Annotated in this window: 19 protein-coding genes; 10 read left to right on the plus strand and 9 right to left on the minus strand. The window is 64.2% G+C overall.

Features of this window, described 5'->3' with window-relative positions:
• Positions 1-9 precede the first annotated feature (9 nt).
• The 5 genes from ahpD (at position 10) to B2Z70_RS05670 (ending at position 3,382) form a co-directional block, all read left to right on the plus strand.
• Positions 10-540: an alkylhydroperoxidase, AhpD family gene (gene ahpD / locus B2Z70_RS05650; RefSeq protein ID WP_292981938.1), complete on the plus strand. Its 531-nt coding sequence runs from the start codon at positions 10-12 to the stop codon at positions 538-540.
• A 129-nt stretch (positions 541-669) separates the two neighbouring features.
• Positions 670-975, plus strand: a complete 306-nt coding sequence (locus tag B2Z70_RS05655; RefSeq protein ID WP_292981939.1) for a hypothetical protein — start codon at positions 670-672, stop codon at positions 973-975.
• 100 nt (positions 976-1,075) lie between these two features.
• The gene (locus B2Z70_RS05660) at positions 1,076-2,398 is read left to right on the plus strand and encodes a dicarboxylate/amino acid:cation symporter (RefSeq protein WP_009802340.1); all 1,323 of its coding nucleotides are present in this window, start codon (positions 1,076-1,078) and stop codon (positions 2,396-2,398) included.
• 6 nt (positions 2,399-2,404) lie between these two features.
• A complete protein-coding gene (locus tag B2Z70_RS05665) occupies positions 2,405-3,007 on the plus strand; it encodes a hypothetical protein (protein WP_292981940.1) in 603 nt (200 codons plus the stop codon).
• A 54-nt stretch (positions 3,008-3,061) separates the two neighbouring features.
• Positions 3,062-3,382: a hypothetical protein gene (locus B2Z70_RS05670; protein WP_009802342.1), complete on the plus strand. Its 321-nt coding sequence runs from the start codon at positions 3,062-3,064 to the stop codon at positions 3,380-3,382.
• Here B2Z70_RS05670 and B2Z70_RS05675 read toward each other — a convergent pair whose 3' ends face one another.
• The gene (locus B2Z70_RS05675) at positions 3,383-5,815 is read right to left on the minus strand and encodes a methyl-accepting chemotaxis protein (protein WP_292981941.1); all 2,433 of its coding nucleotides are present in this window, start codon (positions 5,813-5,815) and stop codon (positions 3,383-3,385) included.
• Positions 5,816-6,024: 209 nt separating this feature from the next.
• Here B2Z70_RS05675 and rarD point away from each other — a divergent pair, with 209 nt between their 5' ends.
• The 3 genes from rarD to B2Z70_RS05690 are packed head-to-tail and all read left to right on the plus strand — an operon-like array spanning position 6,025 to position 8,670.
• Positions 6,025-6,960, plus strand: a complete 936-nt coding sequence (rarD, locus tag B2Z70_RS05680) for an EamA family transporter RarD (RefSeq protein WP_292981942.1) — start codon at positions 6,025-6,027, stop codon at positions 6,958-6,960.
• Between the two features lie 17 nt (positions 6,961-6,977).
• Positions 6,978-7,955 carry an alpha/beta fold hydrolase gene (locus B2Z70_RS05685; protein WP_292981943.1) on the plus strand — a complete coding sequence of 326 codons (978 nt, stop codon included), beginning with the start codon at positions 6,978-6,980 and terminating at the stop codon, positions 7,953-7,955.
• Positions 7,956-7,959: 4 nt separating this feature from the next.
• Positions 7,960-8,670: an NAD-dependent deacylase gene (locus B2Z70_RS05690; RefSeq protein WP_292981944.1), complete on the plus strand. Its 711-nt coding sequence runs from the start codon at positions 7,960-7,962 to the stop codon at positions 8,668-8,670.
• A 215-nt stretch (positions 8,671-8,885) separates the two neighbouring features.
• Here the strand turns inward: B2Z70_RS05690 and ftsY are convergent, their stop codons facing one another.
• The 3 genes from ftsY to dapF form a co-directional block, all read right to left on the minus strand.
• Positions 8,886-10,199 carry a signal recognition particle-docking protein FtsY gene (ftsY, locus tag B2Z70_RS05695; RefSeq protein ID WP_292981945.1) on the minus strand — a complete coding sequence of 438 codons (1,314 nt, stop codon included), beginning with the start codon at positions 10,197-10,199 and terminating at the stop codon, positions 8,886-8,888.
• Positions 10,196-11,509, minus strand: coding sequence for a tRNA (N(6)-L-threonylcarbamoyladenosine(37)-C(2))-methylthiotransferase MtaB (gene mtaB / locus B2Z70_RS05700; RefSeq protein ID WP_292981946.1), 1,314 nt, complete (start codon positions 11,507-11,509; stop codon positions 10,196-10,198). Before mtaB ends, ftsY begins: the two co-directional genes overlap by 4 nt.
• Before the next feature lie 277 nt (positions 11,510-11,786).
• Positions 11,787-12,593 carry a diaminopimelate epimerase gene (dapF, locus tag B2Z70_RS05705; protein WP_292981947.1) on the minus strand — a complete coding sequence of 269 codons (807 nt, stop codon included), beginning with the start codon at positions 12,591-12,593 and terminating at the stop codon, positions 11,787-11,789.
• Positions 12,594-12,731: 138 nt separating this feature from the next.
• Here dapF and B2Z70_RS05710 point away from each other — a divergent pair, with 138 nt between their 5' ends.
• Complete coding sequence (locus tag B2Z70_RS05710) at positions 12,732-14,951, plus strand: prolyl oligopeptidase family serine peptidase (RefSeq protein WP_292981948.1); 2,220 nt, start codon at positions 12,732-12,734, stop codon at positions 14,949-14,951.
• A 149-nt stretch (positions 14,952-15,100) separates the two neighbouring features.
• The gene (locus tag B2Z70_RS05715) at positions 15,101-16,246 is read left to right on the plus strand and encodes a hypothetical protein (protein WP_292981949.1); all 1,146 of its coding nucleotides are present in this window, start codon (positions 15,101-15,103) and stop codon (positions 16,244-16,246) included.
• A 71-nt stretch (positions 16,247-16,317) separates the two neighbouring features.
• Here B2Z70_RS05715 and pheT read toward each other — a convergent pair whose 3' ends face one another.
• From pheT to rpmI, 5 genes are all read right to left on the minus strand, one after another.
• Positions 16,318-18,708 carry a phenylalanine--tRNA ligase subunit beta gene (gene pheT / locus B2Z70_RS05720; RefSeq protein ID WP_292981950.1) on the minus strand — a complete coding sequence of 797 codons (2,391 nt, stop codon included), beginning with the start codon at positions 18,706-18,708 and terminating at the stop codon, positions 16,318-16,320.
• A gap of 25 nt (positions 18,709-18,733) precedes the next feature.
• A complete protein-coding gene (locus B2Z70_RS05725; RefSeq protein WP_009802353.1) occupies positions 18,734-19,291 on the minus strand; it encodes a DUF8453 domain-containing protein in 558 nt (185 codons plus the stop codon).
• A 9-nt stretch (positions 19,292-19,300) separates the two neighbouring features.
• Positions 19,301-20,383 (minus strand): phenylalanine--tRNA ligase subunit alpha, encoded by a 1,083-nt coding sequence (gene pheS, locus B2Z70_RS05730; RefSeq protein WP_292981951.1) that lies wholly within the window; start codon positions 20,381-20,383, stop codon positions 19,301-19,303.
• Between the two features lie 140 nt (positions 20,384-20,523).
• Complete coding sequence (gene rplT, locus B2Z70_RS05735) at positions 20,524-20,883, minus strand: 50S ribosomal protein L20 (protein ID WP_009802355.1); 360 nt, start codon at positions 20,881-20,883, stop codon at positions 20,524-20,526.
• Between the two features lie 47 nt (positions 20,884-20,930).
• The gene (gene rpmI, locus B2Z70_RS05740) at positions 20,931-21,134 is read right to left on the minus strand and encodes a 50S ribosomal protein L35 (protein WP_009802356.1); all 204 of its coding nucleotides are present in this window, start codon (positions 21,132-21,134) and stop codon (positions 20,931-20,933) included.
• Positions 21,135-21,225: the final 91 nt, after the last annotated feature.

The following is a 21,225-nucleotide window of genomic DNA, read 5'->3' on the forward strand; positions in this document are numbered from 1 at the left end:
GGACGCGCCATGAGCCTTGACGCCCTGAAAAACCGCCTCCCCGACCACGCCAAGGACATCAAGCTGAATCTCAGCTCCCTGGCCCGCGAAACCGTTCTGGACGACCAGAAGAAATACGGTGTTTTCCTGGCGTCCGCCTATGCCGTCGGAGAGCGTGAAACCCTCAACGACATCGTCTCCGAGGTCGAGGACAAGCTCTCCGCCGAAGCGCTGAGCGCCGCCAAGGCCGCCGCTTCGATCATGGGCATGAACAATGTGTTCTACCGCTTCAACCACTTGGTCTCCGCCAGCGATTACAAGACCATGCCGGCCAAGCTGCGCATGAACGTCATCGGCAATCCGGGCGTGGACAAGGCCGATTTCGAGCTGTGGTCCCTCGCCGTTTCCGCCATCAATGGCTGCGGCATGTGCATTGACGCGCACGAGCACGAGCTGCGCAAGGCCGGTCTGACCACCGAGCAGATCCAGGCCGCTGTCCGCATCGCGTCCGTGGTGAACGCGGCCGCCGCCGTCATCCGGGCCGAAGCCGCGCTCGGCTAGGCGCCGCCGCTCACGATCTCTCCTGGGCCCGCCGGGCGGTCGCGCAAGGCCGTCACGGCGGGTTTTTTTGTTCACACGCCTTGGAAACGGCATTTTGACAGGGCCTGAACAAGTCCGTATCCTGAGCATATGTCCTATCAGCCCGACCAATCCGAAAGAGCCCGCCGGGAGCGGGATTCAGGCTCGGTGAACCGGGCCTGGCGCTGGTTCTCGGAAGCCACGATCCGGACCGCGGAAAGTTATCGCGATCTCAGCTGGCGCGTGGTGATCGGTCATGTGGTCATGGCCAGCGTGCTGGTGGTCCTGTCGCGACTCAACCCGGCTCTGCCCACCGCGCCCTGGATGCTGATCATCGGCGTGTTCTGGCTCGTCTATGGCGTGCGCATGGGCGTGCTGAAGGCTGTCGGCCAGGCGGCCCGTGAATCCGAATTGTGATTGATTTCTGATAACCCTACGGCGTCAGATCGTTGACCTCCTCGCATCCGGGCTTAGGCTGGCGCGGTTCTGATATGAGAGCCGCCGGGGAGGGGCCTGTATGAGAGGTTGGTTTAAGATCGCGCTCTGGCAGCGCGTGCTCGGCGCGCTCGTGATCGGCGTCATTTTCGGCGGCATTCTGAGCCGGATCATGGGCGGGGAAGCCGCCGCAGACTGGCTCGAGACCTTCATCAAACCGGTCGGCGATCTCTTCATCAACCTGATCCGGATGCTCATCGTCCCGCTGATCCTGACCACGCTGGTCTCCGGCGTGGTGGCGCTGGGCGATCCCAAAAAGCTGGGCTCCATCGGTCTGAAGACCATGGCCCTCTATTTCGCCACCACCTTCTTCGCCAACATCATCGGCATCATTTTCGGCCTGCTGTTCAAGCCCGGAGAAGGCGTGGATCTGGGCGGAGCAGACGCCGTGCCGGTATCGCGTGAAGCGCCGACGCTGGTCGAACGCCTTCTGGGCATCGTGCCGGACAATCCCATCGCGGCGCTGGCGGACGGCGACGTGCTGGCGATCATCTTCTTCGCCGTGCTGCTGGGCGTCGGCATCCTGATGGCCGGTCGCGAGGGCAAGCTGGTGGGCGATCTGTTCACCCAGGCCGCCAATGTGATCCTGAAAGTCACCCATCTTGTCATGGAAGTGGCGCCCTTCGGCGTCTTCGCCCTGGTCGCCCACACTGTTGCTTCGCAAGGGTTCGAGGCGCTGGCCGCCATCGCCGTGCTGATCGCGGCGGTCTATGTGGGCCTCATCACCCACGCCGTGCTGGTCTATGGCGGCTTCATCCGCTTCGTGCTCGGCCTGCCGGTGATGAACTTCCTGCGCGGCATGCTCGACGCCATCGCAGTGGCCTATTCCACTGCCTCCTCGAGCGCCACTCTGCCGGTGACCATCGCCAACGCCAGCGAGAATCTCGGCGTCAAACGCTCCATTGCAGGCTCGGTCCTGCCGCTGGGCGCGACCATCAACATGGACGGCACGGCGCTCTATCTGGGGATTCTGGCGCTCTTCACGGCCCAGGCCTTCGGCTATGACCTGACGCTGGCGAACTATTTCCTGATCGCCTTCACCGCCTCCATCGTCTCGATCGGCGCGGCCGGCATTCCCTCCGCCTCGCTCTTCCTGCTGGCGATCGTGCTCGACACCTTCGGCGTCAGCGCCGAGCAGGTGGCGATCATTGTGGGCTTCATCCTGCCGGTGGACCGGATCATGGACATGGCCCGCACCGCGCTCAACGTCACCGGCGACGCCACCGTGGCGACCGCTGTGGCCAAATGGGAAGGCGAGCTTGATGAGGATTGCTATCGCCATCCCGCCGACCAGCCGTATGAGCCGAAAACCACGCCGGACGTGGCCGACGCCGACCGGGACTAGGCTGCGATGCGCTCAAGCCGCATCCGTCTGATCGAGATCATCGTAGCGGTCGCCGTCACGATCATCTCGGTCGCCTCGCTGTTTGTGGCGGTGTTTCAGGGCGTGGTCATGCAGCGCCAGCTGGAAGCCAGCGTGCTGCCCATCCCCACTATCGCCCACGGCAATTATGACAGTGAGGAACAGGTCCACCGGCTGAGCTATTACATCGGCAATCGCGGCCTCGGTCCGGTCGATATCCGCTGGTTGCACTTCATCCATGAAGGCGTGACCTATCCGGGTCCCATCCCCTATTTTGTCAGCCTGGTCGAAGGGTATGACGACGATCCCGAGGGCCGGGAAGAGGCTTTCCAGCAGATCTTTGAAGACAATCAGGTGCTGACCAATCCCGTCGCTCCGCAATTGCTGGCGCCCGATGACGAGGCCGGCTTCATCCACTTCACCCGGCCCGCCGAAGGCACGCCTGATCGCGCCTATTGGGAGCGCCTCAACGCCGCCCGGTGGGAGTCCGAAGTCCAAGTCTGCTATTGCTCGGTCTTTGACCAGTGCTGGATCGGACGCTTCCCCCAGAACCAGCGCGACCGCGTGCGCAGCTGCGAGCTGAACCGGTAATCCGATCCGCCTGCCTTCCCGTATGTCCTTGTGAAGCACGCACAGGAGCGGGACATGACCACAGGCTTTCGGATTATCGCAGCCCTGGGCGCTATCGCCCTCGCCTTCGCCATCGTCTGGGCAGGGATGACCGCCGGGCAGTCGCTCTCCGAAGCGGTGGGCTGGCTGGTGTCCGAGCCCTGGGGCGTGGTCAGCCTGATCGATCTCTATCTCGGCTTTGTGCTGATCGCGATCCTGATCTGGGTGTTTGAGCCCAACAAGCTGATCGCACTGGCCTTCATCCTGCCCCTGCCGATCCTCGGCAATGTCTGGAGCGCGGTCTGGCTGGCCTGGCGACTGGGCGCGCTGATCAACCGGCGGCGCGCAGGCGACTGATCACGCCGCCGCGACTCCGCCGGGCAGAACCGTCAGCCTTTCAACAAAGGCAAGACCACAATAGGTCGAGTCCACATGGGCGACCCGGGCCCGGATCCGTTCTCCGGTCGGGAAACAGATCTCCACCCGCTCGCCCAGGCTGACCTTGATCGGGGGTTCGATCCGGACGCCGCCCAGGCTGATATCACGCAGGGTCGCCTCCAGTGACCGGCCCGACTGGGTGACGACAACGGCCTGGGTGACCTCGAACCGGCGATCCTTGCGGCGGTCATCAAGATCCTGACTGACGGCGGACAGGAAGCTGGAAATGGTCTTCTCCAGCTGTGACCGCGTCCCTGTGACGGTTTCCGCCGATTTGCGGACGCTGGCTGCCCGCTCCGAGGTCTGGGTGATGGAGGCCGAGACCTGAGCGCTTTCCAGGGCGGACCGTTCGGTTCCACTGGAAGCCAGGGTGATCGCGTTCGAGATTTCCGAGGTGACCGCGTTCTGCTCCTCGATGGCGGAGGCGATGGCGTTGCTGATCTCGGACACCTTTCGGATTGCGTCGGAGATGTTTCCCAGCGCGGAAACGGCGCCCTGCGTCGAGGTCTGCACGGAACTGATCTGGGTCGCAATCTCTCCGGTCGCCTTGGACGTCTGCTCGGCCAGCGCCTTGACCTCCTGGGCGACGACGGCGAACCCCTTGCCGGCTTCGCCTGCTCGCGCCGCCTCGATGGTGGCGTTCAGCGCCAGCAGGTTGGTCTGTTCGGCGATGTCGTTGATCAGATTGAGAATGGCGCCAATCTTCTGAGCGGATTCAGAGAGTTGTTTCACCTGTGCGTCTGCGCCTTCGGTGAGTCCGACCGTTTTCTCCACCACATCCCGGGCGGTTTCGGTCTGGCGCGCAATCTCGGCGATCGAGGCCACAAGCTCCTGCGCCGCGGCCGAGACAGAGGACACCGCTTCGGAGGCCTGTTCGGAGGCCCGCGCGGAATCCGTTGCGCCTGTCGTCGCCTGCTCGGCGGCGGAGCTGACCGCGCTGGCGTCCGCATTCATCTGATCCACTTCGCGCGTAACCAGCTCCATCATGCGCGCCACCTGCGTCTTGAAGTCTGCGATCAGGCGCTCAAGCTCAAGCTGTCGGCGTTTGTCCAGATTGGTGCGCTGGCTCTGCTCGGCCTTCAGAACAGCCTGTTCCTGCAGATTGCGCTGGAAAGCCTGAACCGCACGGGCCAGGCCGCCGATCTCGTCCTTCCGCTCAAGGTCCGCATGGTTGGTCTTCACCACGCCGCCAGTCGTGACGGCGTCCAGCGCCAGGCTGACCCGCCCCATGGGCCCGCTCAGCGTTCTGGCCGCCCACAGGCCCGCCATGCCGATCAACAGGCAGGCGAACAACAGAACAACGCCAATCGCGCTGATCATGACCCAGATCGGCGCGTCCCGCTCGGCTGTATCCTGCAAGGCGACAAGCGCCCAGCGCACGCCGGCGAAATCAAAGGCCGCGGTTGCTTCGCCCACGGTCCGTCCCTGAAAAGTCACGCGCGGGGAAAACGCGGGCTCGCCGGTCGACAGGGTGCGGGCGACCGCTTCCGCATCAAGGCGCGCCTGAAGGATGTCGCTCTCCGCCGTATAGCGTGAATCATTGCGCAGGAGACGGTCCTGACCCACGATCAGGGCTTCCCCGGTTTCGCCCAGCCCGCTGGTGTCGGACATGATCGTGTTGATGCCGTCGATCGGCATCTGAAAGGCCACAACGCCAATGCGCTCTCCATTCTCGAAGACCGGCATCGACATGAAACTGGCGGGCGCGTCATTGCTGGGCGCGTAGGGCGCAAAGTCAAAGAAGGCGAACCCTCCGCTTTCCAGCGCCATTGCGCCGCGGAAGGCCGCACCAAGATCGGTTCCCGACCATTCTCCGCCATCGCGAGCGAAATTCGTCGCGAAATCCTCTTCCTTGAAGACCGAATAGATCAGGTCTCCGCGGGTGTTGAAAAAGAAGATGTCGTAATAGCCATTGTCCAGAAGATGACCCCGCATCCAGGGGTGATACCGGGCATGCACATCATCATAGGCCGTGCCCGTCATCGCCGCGTCAAGCAGGTGCTTTTCTCCCAAAGGGTTGGGATTGTTGCGGATATAGGCGTCCTTCAGGACCTGCGTCGCAGACCCCTCCATCGCCAGTCCGGCGAACGTCTCGTTGAATTCGGAAAGCGCGATCCCGGTCGTGGGATCAGAGGCGACCGAGTGGAGATCGGTCCTGATCCGCTGGAAATAGCGCTCGAGTTCATGCGCCCGGGAGCTCGCCACCGCCGACAGCCGATCCTCGTTGAGACGGGCGATCGTCCCGGTCGCCGTCACCGTGCTGGCCGCCGCGACAGCCGCCATGCCCAGCAGGGCGAATCCCACGATCAGCAAGGGCAGTTTTCGGGACAGTTTCAGATCAGACCAGCGCATGGCCGCACTCCGCAGTACACACAAGCCCGACTATGTCCGCGCATCGGGTTACTTATTCACTACGCTCTCGGATGCGGCTTTGGTCTTATCTCGCTCCCATCGGAGAGCGGCGCCCTCAAAGCCCCGGGCCGAGTCATCCGGATCACGAATTCGTACGGATGCAGCACCCTTCAGGTGACAGATCGGTCGCGCGCGCCTAAATGGCGGGCATGAGCCAGATTCCCCCGCCTGTTCCTGACCGTCTCGACCCCAAACAGGCTGCGCTCGCCGCCTTTTCGGGCTATTTCATCTGGGGCTTGTCGCCGATCTTCTACAAGTTCCTGGCGTTCGCGAACCCAATCGAGATCGTGCTGCAGCGCGTGGTCTGGTCTGCGCCCATCTTGCTGGCGATCCTGTATGTCAGTCGCCGGCTGGGGCCGGCTCTGGCCGTGCTCAATGACCGCAAGACGCTGCTGGTGCTGGTGTGCACCTCGCTTCTGATCGGGACCAACTGGTGGGTCTACATCTTCTCGGTCAATTCCGGCCATGTGCTGGAAGCCTCGCTGGGCTATTACATCAACCCCTTGATGAATGTGGCCGTGGGCGTGTTCGTCGCCCGTGAGCGCTTCTCGCGCCTGCGCGCCATCGCGATTGGCCTCGCCGTGCTGGGCGTGCTCAACCAGATCATCACGGTAGGAACGCTACCCATCTTCGCTCTGATCATGGCGGGCACGTTCACCGCCTATGGCTATGTGCGCAAGACGGTGCAGGTGGATGCCCGCGTCGGCCTGTTCTGGGAGACGCTGATCATGGCGATCCCGTCCATTGTGGTGCTCACCCTGTTCGAGATTCAGGGCGGGGAGAACGCCGGCCATTTCTTCAATGGCCCGAGCGAGGCGCTCCTTCTGATGATGACGGGCCCGATGACGGTGCTGCCGCTCCTGCTGTTTCTCACCGGAGCGCGCGGTCTGAGCTTTGCGATCATCGGGGTTCTGCAATTCGTCGCGCCCACCCTGCAATTCATCGTGGGGCTCGTCTATGGCGAACCCTTCAGCCTCGCCTATCTCGCCACCTTCATTTTCATCTGGTCGGGGCTGGCCGTCTTCGTGTTCGAGCTTCTACACTTCGAGCGAAAACAAAAACGTGCGGGGATGCGGCCCGCCTGATTGCGCCGGAGGAATTGATGTCACACCCACCCATGCCGCCCGCCCAGAGGATCGATGTGGGGGAGGTGACGCTCTCGGTGCACCTGGCCGGCCCCGAGGACGGCGTGCCGGTGCTTCTGATGCATGGCTGGCCCGAGCTGGCGCTGAGCTGGGCGCAGCAGATCGAGGATCTGGCGAAGGCGGGATACCGGGTGATCGCGGCGGACAATCGCGGCTTTGGCGCCTCGGACGCGCCCCATCCGGTCGAGGCCTATGGCGTGGATCATCTGGTGGGCGATTTCACCGGTTTGCTCGACGCGCTCGGGATCGAGAAGGCGGTCTGGGTCGGCCATGACTGGGGCGGCATTCTGATGTGGCACGCCGCCTGTCTGGTCCCCGAGCGCTTTCTGGGCGCGATCGGGGTGAACACCCCGCACCTGCCGCGCGGCTCGGTCCCGCCCACAGAGGTCTTCCGCGAGCGCGGTGGCGAGGATCATTACATCGTCGCCTTCCAGGACGAGGCCATGGATGAGTTCTTCGCAGGCCGGGAAGAGGATTTCTTCGCCTTCAGCTTTGCCGGCCCCGCCCCGAGCGCCGATCTCGACAAGCTGCCCGATTCCATCACCCATCTGCCCAAGCGGTTTGATAATTTCGTCGCGCGTGGCGGTTTGAAAAGCGAGGACGATTGCGTGGTCCCGCCTGAGGTCCGCAAGGTCTACGCCGAGACCTACGCCAGGACCGGCTTTCGCGGCGGGATGAACTGGTATCGCAATTTCGATGCGAACTGGGAAAGGCTGGGCGGGGTCGATCACCGGCTCTCCATGCCGTGCCAGATGATCTCGGCGGAATGCGATTACATGCTGCCGCCCAAGCTCGCGGGCTGGATGCCCATGCTGTGCAAGGATCTCGACATGAATGTGATCGAGGATATCGGCCACTGGACCCAGTATGAAGCGCCCACAGAGCTGTCCGAGCTGATGCTGGGCTGGCTCCAGACCCGTTTCCCGAACGGCTGATCTGATGGCGCGGTTTGAGAACATCGTCATCCTGACCGGCGCGGGCGTATCAGCGGAATCCGGGCTGGGCACCTTCCGTGAGGAAGGCGGGCTGTGGGCGAAGTTCGACCCGATGAAGCTCGCCACGCCCGAAGCCTTCGAGGCGGATCCCGACACCGTTCTGGGGTTCTACAACGCCCGCCGGGCGAACCTCGCTGACGCCAGGGCCAATGCGGCCCATTTTGCGCTGGCCGAGCTTGAACAGAACTGGCTGCTCGATGGCCGGGCGAATTATCTGCTGGTCACCCAGAATATCGATGATCTGCATGAGCAGGCGGGCTCCGCGAACCTTCTGCACATGCATGGCGAGTTGCTGAAAACCCGATGCACCCTGTGCGGCCATCTGTTCCTTGATCGCGAGGACATGACCCGCACCCGCCCGTGTCCGGGGTGCGGGAAGAGCGGCGGATTGCGCCCCCATGTGGTCTGGTTCGGGGAAATGCCGCTGGGGCTCGATCAGATCTACGCCGCCCTTGACCGGTGCGATCTCTTCGTTGCGGTCGGCACATCCGGCACGGTCTACCCCGCCGCCGGCTTCGTCTCCGAAGCACGCCGCGGCGGCGCCCACACGGTCGAGCTGACCCTTGAGCCGGGCGAAATCAGCGATCTGTTTGAAGAGCAGCATTACGGCCCGGCGACGGAAGTGGTGCCGGACTGGGTGAGGGGGTTGGGGTAAGACCCAGCGTGAAACCCCGGCCAAAGCGCAGCGCCGAGCCGGGGCCTCGTTCAGAATAGGGCGCTTTACGCGGAGGGTGGTCCCGGGTCTTCGCTTCGCTCGCCCGGGAATTCAGGCTTTGTAATACGCTCTTCCCCGGCGAAGGCCGGGGCCCAGAGCCGCCCCCACAGCGCTTCATGATCTCTGGATCCCCGCCTGCGCGGGGAAAGAGGTGACTAGGACTCAAGCCCCGCCAGCGCCCGCGCGAACTCTTTCGCCTTGAAGGCCTGAAGATCGGCTTCACCCTCGCCCACGCCAATAAAGTGGATGGGCAGCTTGAAGCGTTCGGCCACTTGCACCAGCGCGCCGCCCTTCGCGGTGCCGTCGAGCTTGGTCATGATGACGCCGGTGACATGGGCGGTCTCCATGAAGGCTTCGGCCTGGGAAATGGCGTTCGAACCCACCGTGCCATCGAGCACCAGCAGCACGTGATGGGGCGCAGTGTCGTCAATCTTCCTGATGACCCGGATGATCTTGCGAAGCTCATCCATCAGCTCGGCCTTGTTCTGCAACCGGCCGGCGGTATCGATCAGGACCGCGTCAGCTATCTCGGTGCGGCCCTGCTGGATGGCGTCATAGGCGAGGCCCGCCGCATCCGCGCCCAGCTCGCGCGACAGGAATTTCGCGCCCGCGCGTTCTGACCAGACCTGAAGCTGCTCGACGGCGGCGGCGCGGAAGGTGTCGCCTGCCGCCGTGATCACGTCCGCGCCCTCGCGCGTCATCTTCACCGCGATCTTGCCCAGGGTGGTGGTCTTGCCCGAGCCGTTCACGCCCACGAACACGACAACACTCGGCGTCCCGCCGGTCATGTCCAGCGGCTGCTCATAGGGCTGGAGGGTCTCAGCCACCACATCGGCCAGCGCTTCGCGGATCTCGAGATCGCTGACATCCTTGTCAAAGCGATCCTTGGCCAGACGCGCAACGACCTTGGCGGCGGTGGGCGCGCCGATATCCGCGGCGATCAGCAATTCCTCAAGCTCGTCCAGCGCCTCCTGATCGAGCTTGCGCTGGGTGAAGAGCGAGCTCAGTCCGTCGCTGAGCCGGGAAGAGGATTTCTTCAGACCGGCGGCGAGGCGGGCGAAGAAGCCCTTCTTCTCTTCAACCAGTTCAGGCTGAGGCTCGGCCGCTGGAGGCATTTCTTCCGTAACCGGATCAATTGACTCGGGCTCGGCCAGAGTTTCAGCCAAGGCCTCGAGACCGCTTGTCTGCGCAGGCGTTTCAGCGATTTCATCCGGGTTCGGAGTATTTTCAGAGACGACCTCTTCGGCGCGGTCTTCCAGCTCCGGTTCGGGATCGGCAGGCGCCGGAGCCGGTTCCGCCGGACGCGGCTCATCGAGGCTTTCTGGCGCTTTTTCGACTTCGGCGATCACCGCGGATTCAACGGGCGCTTCAGATTCGGCGTCAGTCTCTGGCGCCTCGAGCGCCGGAGCCTCGGACGGGGTCTCGTCCTTTTGCTTTTTCTTGCCGAAACCGAATTTGAACCAGCTCACCAGGCAGCCTCCAGCGGTGTTGCGAACAGGGCTTTCTCGTCATGCCCGGTGATCATCGCCCGGACAAGCGCGCCGGGACGGGCGCCCGATTTCATGCGCACGGGGGTGAAGTCATCGGCGCGCGCGAAGCCGGGCTTCTCGACCAGCACCGTCATCTCCTTGCCAACGCGCGAGGCGAGATGGCGTTGCAGCGCCTCATGCGATTTGGCGCGCAGACGGGCGGCGCGCTCCTTCACCACTTCGCGGTCCACTTGCGGCATGCGCGCGGCCGGCGTGCCGGGACGCGGCGAATAGGGGAAGACATGGACGAAGGCGAGATCACACTCATCCACCAGCCTTAGCGAGTTCTCGAACATCTCTTCGGTCTCGGTCGGGAAACCCGCAATCAGGTCCGCGCCAAAGGCGATGTCCGGGCGCACCGCGCGCAGGCGTTTGGCCAGCGCAATCGCGTCATCGCGCGAATGGCGGCGCTTCATGCGCTTGAGGATCATGTCATCCCCCGCCTGAAGCGACAGGTGCATGTAGGGGCAGAGCCGCTCTTCCTCGGCGATGGCGCGGAACAGGTCCTCATCGATCTCGATGGCGTCGATCGAGGACAGGCGCAGGCGCTGCAGGTCCGGGACCTGCTTGAGGATGGCGCGCACGAGGCGGCCCAGCTTGGGCGCGCCCGGCAAGTCCTGGCCCCAGCTCGTCATGTCCACGCCCGTCAGCACCACTTCGGAATGCCCGGTCTCGACAAGACGTTTGACCTGATCGACGACCTCGCCAGCGGGGGCGGAGCGGGCATTGCCGCGGCCATAGGGGATGATGCAGAAGGTGCAGCGGTGATCGCAACCGGTCTGCACCTGAACATAGGCGCGGGCGCGGCCGTCCAGCCCGTCCACGAGATGACTGGCGATCTCGCTGACCGCCATGATGTCATCCACCTTCACCTTGTCCCCACCGCCAATGACGGTGGACTTGAAGGTTTCCGGGCGCAGCTTCTCGGCATTGCCAAGCACCTGATCCACCTCGGCCATCTTCGCGAACTGCTCGGGATCGATCTGGGCGGCGCAGCCGGTGACGATCATGCGGGCATCGGGCCGCTCGCGCTTCATCCGGCGGATGGTCTGGCGCGCCTGACGCACGGCCTCATTGGTGACCGCGCAGGTGTTGATGATCACCGCATCGGATAAGCCGCCCGCACGCGCATGATCGCGCATCACTTCGGACTCCCAGGCGTTCAGCCGGCAGCCAAAGGTGACGATCTCCACATCGCGTCCCTCTGACGCTTCAGGGGACGGGGCCGGGTTTTCCACAGGTGTGCTCATGGCCGCGCAAAGTGGGGTTGAGAGGCCCTTCGGTCAAGCGGGGAAGGGAGTCTGCAGGGCGGGTATGCGCGAACAGCGTGAATTCCCAAGAGTTCAGAACCCAGAGATCATGAAACGCTGCATTCCCGGCTCTGGGCCCCAGCCTTCGCTGGGGAAGAGAAGGATTTGAATTCCCGGGCGAGCGGAGCGACGACCCGGGACCTCTCTCCGACTTAAGCGCCCAATCCTGATGGAGGCCCCGGCTCTGCGCTGCGCTTGGCCGGGGTTTCAGCAAGGTTCAAACGCCCCGCAGATCGAGCTCACGCTCCAGAACCACCGGGCCGGACAGATGCACATGGCCCTCAGTGTCCCAGCGCACGGGCAGCTTGCCGCCATCGGCCTCAATTACGGCCTCGCGGTTCACAAGCCCCTGACGATGCAGGGCGACGAGGGCCGCGCAAGCGCCGGTGCCGCAGGCCAGCGTCAGGCCCGCGCCGCGTTCGAACACCTTCAGGCGGATATCGTCCCGGGCGCGCACCTGCGCGAAGCCGGCGTTCACCCGATCGGGAAAGAGCGGATCGTGCTCAATGCAGGGGCCGATCTCGGCGAGCGGCAGGGCGAGCACGTCATCCACCGCGAACACCACATGGGGATTGCCCATGGAGACCGCGCCGGGACCTTCAAGGCGTCCGCCATCGGGCAGGTTGACGCCGAAATCGAGCCGCATCGTGTCCATGGGCAGGGATAGCGGGATGTCTCGCCAGTCGAGCCGCGCCGGGCCCAGATCCACTTCCGCTGCGCCATCGCTTAACCGTTGCGCCCTCATGGGGCCGCCGGACGAGGTGAAGCTGAGCTGCGGTTTCGCGCCATCCTCGAACAACAGCCAGGCCGCGGCGCGGGTGCCATTGCCGCAGGCGCCGACCTCGCCGCCATCGCGGTTCCAGACCCGCAGGTCTGCATCGGCGTCTGATGAGGGGTCGAGCACGATCAGCTGATCAAAGGGATGCACGTCCAGCAGGGCCGCAATCCCGCTCTCCCCATAGGCGGCGGGACCGGATGCGTCGCGGCGATCAAGCACGATGAAGGCGTTGCCCGCCCCGTTCATGGCGTAAGCTCTCATAATGTCAGCGATACGCCGGTCCTGCCCGGCCTGCAAGAGAAGGCTCGCTGAAGCAGGTTCACTTTGACCCGGAGACCGATGCCCTGTTGAATGCGCGCAGTCGCTCAACAAGGGGAGAGCATGATGCGCCGCTGGGGTTATCACCTGTCCGCCGCCGCCGCCGTTCTGGCGCTCGCGGCCTGTTCGCCGTCCGAACAAACCAATACGACTGAAACCGAGGAGTCCGGTGTGACCGACACCGCCAACCTGCCAGGCGCAGAGCTGAACGCTGCGATCCAGGCGGAAGAAGAAAGCCTTGTCTGGCTGGAAGAGGTGGAAGGCGAACGCGCCCTCGCCTTCGCCAGCGAGATGAACGAGCGCTCGCTCGACCGCCTCACCTCCGACCCGCGCTATGACACGCTCTACAATCAGGCGCTCGAAGTGCTGCAGTCCACCGACCGCATCCCCTATGTCGGCGTGCGCAATGGCGAGCTCTGGAATTTCTGGCAGGACGCCGACCACGTCAAAGGCCTGTGGCGCAAGACCTCGGTCGAGAGCTACGCCACCGAAAACCCGGAATGGGATGTGGTGCTCGATCTCGACGCCCTGGGCGAAGCGGAAGGCCATAACTGGGTCTGGCGCGGCGCGGATTGCCTCGCGCCCGATTACACCCGCTGCATGATCACCCTGTCCGATGGCGGCTCTGACGCCGCAGTGCGCCGTGAATTCAACATGGAGACCCGCGAATTCATCGAGGACGGGTTCACCATCGACGAGACCAAGGGCTCGACCGCCTGGATCGACGAAGACACGCTGCTGATCGCGACCGCGCTGGATCCGGCCGAAGCCACCCAGTCGGGCTATCCCTTCGTGGTGAAGCGCTGGAGCCGCGGCACGCCGATCGAAGAGGCCGAAGTGGTCATCACCGGCGAGGAAAGCAATGTGGGCGTCTGGCCCGCCCGCTTCGAACAGGCGGACGGCACGGCCTACATGATGGCCATCCAGGCCGCGAGCTTCTTTGAAAGCGTCTATTTCTACCTGCCTGATGGCGCAACCGGCGAGCCGGTGCAGATGCCGCTGCCGCGCAAATCGAGCCCGCAAACCCTGTTTGACGGCCAGCTGGTCTTCTCCATCGAAGAGGAATGGACCCCGGTCGAGGGCGGCATGACCTACCCCACCGGCTCGATCCTCAGCTTTGACATGGCCGAGTTCGTCGAGACCGGCGAACTGCCGGCCGTCGAGGTTGTGTTCACGCCCAATGCGCGCCAGTCCATCGATGGCGTCGCCACCACCCAGAACCACCTTCTGATGGTGATCAACGACAATGTTGTGGGCGGCCTTGAAGCCTTCACCCGCACCGAGGCCGGCTGGACCAGCGAAAGTGTGGAGACGCCGGAGAACGCCTCGCTCTCCATCGTCACCGCCGACGAGCAATCCGATCTCGCCTATGTGAATGTGGAAGGCTTCCTGGAGCCTGAAGCGCTCTATCGCCTCACCGCCGATCTCGAGCTGGAACCGGCGAAATCCGCCCCGTCCTGGTTTGACGCCGAAGGCCTTGTGGTCGAACAGCGTCAGGCCGAGAGCACTGACGGCACGATGATCCCCTATTTCGTGGTACACGCCGAAGGCGCGGAAGGTCCGCAACCGACGCTTCTGTACGCCTATGGCGGTTTCCAGGTCAGCCTGACCCCATCCTATTCGGGCACGCGCGGCCGCATGTGGCTGGAAAACGGCGGCACCTATGTGCTGGCGAACATCCGCGGCGGCGGCGAGTTCGGTCCGGCCTGGCACCAGGCGGGTCTGCGCACCAACCGTCAGCGCATCTATGACGACCTGATCGCGGTCGCCGAGGACCTGATCGATGACGGCGTCACCACGTCTGACCAGCTGGCGGTTCAGGGCGGCTCCAATGGCGGCCTTCTGACCGGCGTGATGTACACCCAGCGTCCGGATCTGTGGGGCGCGGTGATCAGCCAGGTGCCGCTGCTGGACATGCTGCGCTTCCACACGCTTCTGGCGGGCGCGAGCTGGCAGGACGAATACGGCTTCCCGGACGAGAACCCCGAAGAGCGCGCCTTCCTGCGCTCGATCTCGCCCTTCCACAATGTGGAGACCGGCGTCGACTATCCGCCCATGTTCCTGCTGACCTCCACCAAGGATGACCGCGTCCATCCGGGTCACGCCCGGAAACTCGCCTATCTCCTCAACGAGATGGATCAGGACGTGCTGTATTATGAAAACATGGAGGGCGGTCACTCCGCCGCCGCCAACCTTCAGGAAAGCGCGCGTCGTCTGGCGCTCGAATACACCTTCCTGATGGAAGAGCTGATGGATGAGGACGAGGGCGACGCCAGCGAAGGCTAGACCCTTCTCTCATCCTGATGATCAGGCCCCGGCGTTCCTCGTCGGGGCCTTTTCTTTACCTTTGAGAAACCCTCAGAACCGGTCGGGCGCCGCAGGCTTTCGCTGAATCTGTATACTCTGATGAGACGCGAGATGTGCAGAGGTGCGCGATGGTCGCCGATATACAAGGCGGTGCGGGCTATCTGGTGGATCTATACCGGACGCCGCCCCGCGAGTCTGACCCCGTTCTGATCAATTCCACCGGCGCGAGCGATGCGGCGGCGGTCCGGCCTGTGGACCGCCCTGAAAGCGCGCAGGAGCGTCAGGATCGCAATCCCGCCGGAAACCGGTCTACTGACGATGAGACGCCGAACCGCTCCGCCGCGGCCGAGGGGTTCGCCCAGGTCAGTCAGGACCGTCTCAACGCCTCCACCAATGCCGCGCTTCTCGAAGCTCAGGAGCAGCGTCTCGCCATTCGCCCGGAACCGCCGCAACCGACCCGTGAGGCGTCTGAAGCGAGTGTTGTCCAAGCGAGAGAGACCGCTGAGCCGGCTGCAGACACGCCCAGCGTCGCCGAACGACTGAGCAAGGCGCAGGCGCAAGAGGCCACCCGTCAGCAGACGCGCACGGACGCGGTCCAAGTCCGCGAGCAGCGCACGGATCAGATTCGCACCGTGGTCGAAGATGATCGCGTTCAGACCGATCAGCTCCGCGAGGCCCAGCGCGATGACGCCAGCGCTCGCCAGGAACAGCGCATTGAAACGCGCATCGAGGACAATCTCGAGCGCTCTGATGCTTTCGCCCGCGAGCGTCAGCCCGAGCTGAACGCCCGCCCCGAAGCCCCCGCCCGCGAGCCTGAAAACCCGGCCGATGACGGCCTGAACGCCAGCGCCCGCGCCGCTCAAGAGGTAAACCCGACCACGGCGGCGCTGGAACAGGCGCAGTCGCCTGAAGACAGCCCATCGCTCCGCGTTGACGCCGCTCCGGCAGAGACGGATGACGCCCCTGATGAGGCGCGCGATCCTGACGCCGTGACCCGGCCGGAAACCGGGGCCAGCCTGGGCGACGCCGAGACTGAAATCACAACACCCAACACCCGGTTTGAAACGCGGTTCGACCGCGCCGACAGCGGGCTCTCCACCCGTGATAACGGGCTCAGCCAGCCCGATCCGACCCCCTCACTCGTGGATCGGCTGAGCGAGACCGCTCAGGAGCCCCAGCGCGTCCGGCAGGTGACCCAACCGCTTGATAACAATCTTGATAGCGCCGTGACGCCGCAGGAGATCGCGCGCAGCGGTCTCAATCTGAGGGTCTAGCGCGACAGGGACGGGGCTGGGCGATGTGAGCGCCCCGGAGACCTCAAGCCTCCGGGGCGTTTTCTTGTGCTCTAGCCGCGCAGCGACGCGCCGGCCTTCTGGGCGTTGGCGATGATCTTGGCGCTGATCGCCTCGATCTCCTTGTCCGTCAGGGTCTTGTCGGTCGGCTGTATGGTGACTTCCAGCGCCAGCGAGACCTGACCTTCGGGCACGCCCTGGCCGGAATAGACGTCAAACAGCGCCACATCGGTGATGAGCTGTTTTTCCGCGCCCTTGACCGCCTTGATCAGCTCCGCCGACGGCGCCGACGCGTCCATCAGGAAGGCGTAGTCGCGCTTGACCGCCATCAGACCAGACAGTTCCAGCGGCGGCCGCGCCTTGAGCGCCTTCTTCTTGGTCGCCGGGATGGCGTCCAGGAACACTTCAAACGCCAGCACGCGGCCATCCACATCCAGCGCCTTCAGAGTCCGGGGATGGATTTCGCCAAACTCGGCCAGCACGTTCGGGCCCAGACGCAGAACGCCTGACCGACCCGGATGCCAGTGATCGTGCGCATCGGCAGTCACCTGCAGCTTGTCGACGGGCGCGCCCGCCGCCTCCAGCGCCGCCATGGCGTCCGCCTTGATGTCAAAGACATCCGGCGCGCCTTCGCCCCGCCAGTCGCGCGCGGCGACCACGCGGCGCACGCCGGCGACCACGGTCTGCTGACCGTCGGGCGCATCATTGAGATAGATCGGGCCGGCTTCAAAGAAGCGGGCATCGTCAAAGCCGCGATCGGCGCTTTTCTGCACGCTGGTCAGAAGATGAATGAGCGCGGTCGGACGCATCACATCCAGTTCCGAGCTGATCGGATTCTCCAGCACCAGACCCTCGCCGACGCCGCCAAACAGATCCGCCTGATCCGACCGGCAGAAGGACCAGGTAATGGCTTCGCGATAGCCGCGATTGGCCGCCGCACGACGCGCCGCCCGCACCCGGTTCTGCAATTCGGTCGCAGGCGCCTCGAAACGCTCGCCCTCGGGGCGGCGGAAGGAGACCACAGGCAGATTGTCATAGCCCGCAATGCGCGCCACATCCTCGATCAGGTCAGCCTGCTGGGCGCAATCGCGACGCCAGCTCGGCACGCTCACCGTCCAGCGCTCGCCGCGGGTCACGCCAAAGCCCAGCGAGACGAGGATCTCCTCGATCCGGTCTTCAGACAGCTCGAGGCCCAGAAGGCGCTTGATGCGGGCCGGATCGAACATGATGTCGTCCGGACGCGCCGGCGCTGTGCCCGACACCGTCACGTCAGAGGCCTCACCGCCGCCATATTCAAGGATCAGCGCGGTGGCGAGCTCGATGCCGTCGACCGGGCTCTCGGGATCCACGCCGCGCTCGAAGCGGTATTTGGCGTCAGACTCGATGCCCAGCTCGCGCGCGGACTTGCGAATGATCGCCGGATCAAACCAGGCGCTCTCGATGAAGACATCCGTCGTGTCCGACGAGCAACCCGAATACTGGCCGCCCATGATGCCGCCCAGGCCCAGAGCCCGCTCATCATCGGCGATCACGCAATGGCTTTCGGACGGGGTGTAGGTCTTCTCGTCGAGCGCCACATGCTGGTCCGCCTCGCCCCTGCCCTTGCGGGCGTAGAGCACCGGACCGATCTTGGCCATGTCATAGACGTGCAGCGGGCGCGCATAGTCGAACGAGACATAGTTGGTCACGTCCACCAGCAGGTTCTTGGGCTTGATGCCAATGGCGTTCAGGCGCTTCTGCATCCAGTCTGGCGACGGGCCGTTCTTGACGCCCCTGATCACCCGGCCCGCAAAGATCGGGCAGGCTTCAGGCCAGTCAAGTTTCACTGTCACAGGGCAAGGGAAGCTGCCGGGGATTGTCTTGACCGGGCCGGTTTTGAGCGTGCCCGCGCCGGCCGCAGCCAGATCGCGCGCAATGCCGTAAACGCCCAGCCAGTCGGGGCGGTTCGGCGTGACTTCAAAGTCGATGACCGGATCGTTCAGACCCAGCGCCTCGGCGGCGGGAGTGCCCACCGGCCAGTCGCCTTTGAGGTCTGCAATGCCGTCATGATCCTCGCCCGCCTCGATCTCCTTGGTCGAGCACATCATGCCATGGCTCTCGATGCCGCGGATCTTGCGCGGCTTCTTGTCGAGGCTGAAATCCAGACCCGGAATATAGGCGCCCAGCGGCGCATAGATCGCCGTCATCCCTGCGCGCGCATTGGGCGCGCCGCAGACGATCTGCTTGATCCCGTCCCGGGTCTCCACCGTACAGACGCGCAGCTTGTCCGCATCGGGGTGCGGCTGGGCGTCTTTCACATAGGCGGTGGAGAACTCGGCGAGCTTGGCGCCCGGATCCTCGATCTCCTCGATCTCCAGACCCGCCATGGTCATCGCCTCGTCGAGCTGGGCGAGGCTGAGATCGGTGTCCAGATGCTCTTTGAGCCAGGAATAGGTGAATTTCATCGGTCAGGTCCAAAGGGTCGGGGAGTTAGAGGTTGCTGACGCCTTCAAGAGGGCAAGCGTCCACAGATTCAGGTTTCGGGTTGGCGGACCCGCTGGTGTGCGCCATCCAGCACTCGTCCAGAACCGAGCAATAGCACACGTCCACGGTATAGTTGCTGGCGAGGTCGTACATCATCTCGACCGCATCATCGCCTTCTGAGCGCGGCGCCTGGAAGGCGAAGACTTCCACCGTATCGCCCGCGCCAATGATGCGCCCGGTGACGCTGGTCGCGGAACGACCGGTATGGCCCGGAAACAATTCGGACAGAGCCTCGAGATCAGCAACGAGCGCGCCTCGATAGAAGATGGCGATGGAATCGATCCGGGCCGGGCCCACGCCGGCGTTCTGAATGTTCAGCCCCTGGACGATGGCGTCATCACGCTGGGTCGAGAAGCCATCCACCTGCAGGGCCGGCCAGACCGAGGCGCGGATCTCCTGACGCATGACGCGGCCCTGATCCCAGGCGACAAACAGCGCAATGAGCGCCGCGATCGCGGCGGCCAGGGTGCCGAAAGCCTGAAGGTGATCGGAATTGAGCCGCATCGCCGTGTCCTAGCTCAAACCGGTGGCGAGGTTCGCCTGCAGGAGCGGGCTGAAGCCGTAATGGCTGAGCCAGCGGGCATCAGGCTCGAAGAAGGGGCGCAGGTCGGGCATGCCGTATTTGAGCATGGCGAGGCGATCCACGCCCATGCCGAAGGCGAAGCCCTGATATTCCTCCGGATCCAGCCCGCAGGACTTGATCACATTGGGATGGACCATGCCGCAGCCCAGGATTTCCATCCACTTGTCGCCCGAGCCCACTTTCACCGCATCGCCCACACGCTCATAGCGCACATCCATCTCTGCGCTCGGCTCGGTGAAGGGGAAGTGGTGGGGGCGGAAGCGCGCTTCCACCTTGTCGGTCTCGAAAAAGGCCGCGACGAAATCCATCAGGCACCCCTTGAGGTGGCCCATATGGGTCTCCTTGTCGATCACGAGGCCCTCGACCTGGTGGAACATCGGCGTGTGGGTCTGGTCCCAGTCACAGCGATACACCCGGCCCGGCGCGATGATGCGGATCGGCGGCTTGGTCTTGAGCATGGTGCGGATCTGCACCGGGCTCGTATGGGTGCGCAGGACCTTCGCCGTCTCGCCCTCCGCCGCCTTCATGAAGAAGGTGTCATGGGTGTCGCGGGCGGGGTGGTCGGGCGGGAAGTTGAGCGCGGTGAAGTTATGGAAGTCGTCTTCCACGTCCGGGCCTTCCGCCACCGCAAAGCCCATATCGGCGAAGATCACCGCCAGCTCTTCCATCACCTGCGCCACCGGATGCAGCGAGCCTTGCGCCTCGCGCTTCACCGGGCGGGTGACGTCCACGCTCTCGCTGGCCAGAGCCGCATTCATCGCGGCGTCTTCCAGCGTCGCCTTGCGGGTCTCCAGAAGGGTGTTGAGGCGATCCTTGAGGCCGTTGAGCGCCGGGCCCATCACCTGACGCTCTTCCGGGCTCATCTTGCCCAGCTCGCGCATTTTCAGGGACACCTCGCCCTTCTTGCCCAGGGCGCCCACGCGGAGGGCGTCGAGCGCGGCAAGGTCGGACGCCGCTTGAATGTCGGCGGACAGGCGCGCTTCCAGCGCATCAAGATCGGAAGAGGCGGTCATTAGTCACTCCGGGGATCGGACGAGCAGTTATTCAGATAGGGGTTTAGCGAGGCCCGCGCCTGATCTCAAACGCGAAAACGCCCGCCTGCAGCATCTGCAGGCGGGCGCTTGTCACAAGCTGTCGAACGATAGGGTTCGACTTAGCCCTGCAGAGCCTGCTTGGCCTGTGCGACCAGAGAGGCGAAGGCTTCGGGCTCATGCACGGCGATGTCGGCGAGAACCTTGCGGTCCAGCTCGATGCCGGCCTTGTTGAGCCCGTCCATAAAGCGAGCATAGGTGAAGTCGTTCAGACGCGCAGCAGCGTTGATCCGCTGGATCCACAGCGCGCGGAAGGTCCGCTTTTTCGCGCGGCGGTCGCGATAGGCATACTGACCAGCCTTCTCCACCGCCTGGTTGGCGGTGCGGAAGGTGTTCTTGCGACGGCCATAATAGCCTTTCGCTTGGGAAATGATCTTCTTTTTCCGGGCGTGACGGGCCGGACCGGAGGACACGCGAGCCATAGGGCTGTCTCCTAAATCTCGTTACAAGGTGGGCTGAGCCGTCCGCCTTAGCGGTTGTACGGCATGTAGGTGCGCTTGACGACTTTCGCGTCCGGAGCTGCCAGGGCGGTGGTGCCGCGCTTCTGACGGATCTGCTTCGGGGTGCGTTTGATCATGCCGTGGCGCTTGCCCGCCTGGCCGGCCAGAACCTTGCCGGAGGCCGTGACCTTGAAACGCTTCTTGGCGCTCGACTTGGTCTTCAGTTTCGACATTTCGCTCTCCATTCCTGCGGGGAAATCGGGTCTGCGAAGACCTGTCATTCCAGCGTTCTCGGCTGCCCGGCATGTCGATAAGGCCGGGGTG

Source organism: Oceanicaulis sp. UBA6590 (assembly GCF_002433705.1).
GTDB lineage: Bacteria > Pseudomonadota > Alphaproteobacteria > Caulobacterales > Maricaulaceae > Oceanicaulis.

Coding starts and splice junctions, on each gene's coding strand:
- rarD (WP_292981942.1), top strand. CDS start 6,025: ATGAGCCAGATTCCCCCGCCTGTTCCTGACCGTCTCGACCCCAAACAG.
- pheS (WP_292981951.1), bottom strand. CDS start 20,383: ATGACCGCCTCTTCCGATCTTGATGCGCTGGAAGCGCGCCTGTCCGCC.
- B2Z70_RS05715 (WP_292981949.1), top strand. CDS start 15,101: ATGGTCGCCGATATACAAGGCGGTGCGGGCTATCTGGTGGATCTATAC.
- B2Z70_RS05670 (WP_009802342.1), top strand. CDS start 3,062: ATGACCACAGGCTTTCGGATTATCGCAGCCCTGGGCGCTATCGCCCTC.
- dapF (WP_292981947.1), bottom strand. CDS start 12,593: ATGAACGGGGCGGGCAACGCCTTCATCGTGCTTGATCGCCGCGACGCA.
- B2Z70_RS05660 (WP_009802340.1), top strand. CDS start 1,076: ATGAGAGGTTGGTTTAAGATCGCGCTCTGGCAGCGCGTGCTCGGCGCG.
- rpmI (WP_009802356.1), bottom strand. CDS start 21,134: ATGTCGAAACTGAAGACCAAGTCGAGCGCCAAGAAGCGTTTCAAGGTC.
- B2Z70_RS05690 (WP_292981944.1), top strand. CDS start 7,960: ATGGCGCGGTTTGAGAACATCGTCATCCTGACCGGCGCGGGCGTATCA.
- pheT (WP_292981950.1), bottom strand. CDS start 18,708: ATGAAATTCACCTATTCCTGGCTCAAAGAGCATCTGGACACCGATCTC.
- B2Z70_RS05685 (WP_292981943.1), top strand. CDS start 6,978: ATGTCACACCCACCCATGCCGCCCGCCCAGAGGATCGATGTGGGGGAG.
- B2Z70_RS05710 (WP_292981948.1), top strand. CDS start 12,732: ATGCGCCGCTGGGGTTATCACCTGTCCGCCGCCGCCGCCGTTCTGGCG.
- rplT (WP_009802355.1), bottom strand. CDS start 20,883: ATGGCTCGCGTGTCCTCCGGTCCGGCCCGTCACGCCCGGAAAAAGAAG.
- ahpD (WP_292981938.1), top strand. CDS start 10: ATGAGCCTTGACGCCCTGAAAAACCGCCTCCCCGACCACGCCAAGGAC.
- mtaB (WP_292981946.1), bottom strand. CDS start 11,509: ATGAGCACACCTGTGGAAAACCCGGCCCCGTCCCCTGAAGCGTCAGAG.
- B2Z70_RS05675 (WP_292981941.1), bottom strand. CDS start 5,815: ATGCGCTGGTCTGATCTGAAACTGTCCCGAAAACTGCCCTTGCTGATC.
- B2Z70_RS05725 (WP_009802353.1), bottom strand. CDS start 19,291: ATGCGGCTCAATTCCGATCACCTTCAGGCTTTCGGCACCCTGGCCGCC.
- B2Z70_RS05665 (WP_292981940.1), top strand. CDS start 2,405: ATGCGCTCAAGCCGCATCCGTCTGATCGAGATCATCGTAGCGGTCGCC.
- B2Z70_RS05655 (WP_292981939.1), top strand. CDS start 670: ATGTCCTATCAGCCCGACCAATCCGAAAGAGCCCGCCGGGAGCGGGAT.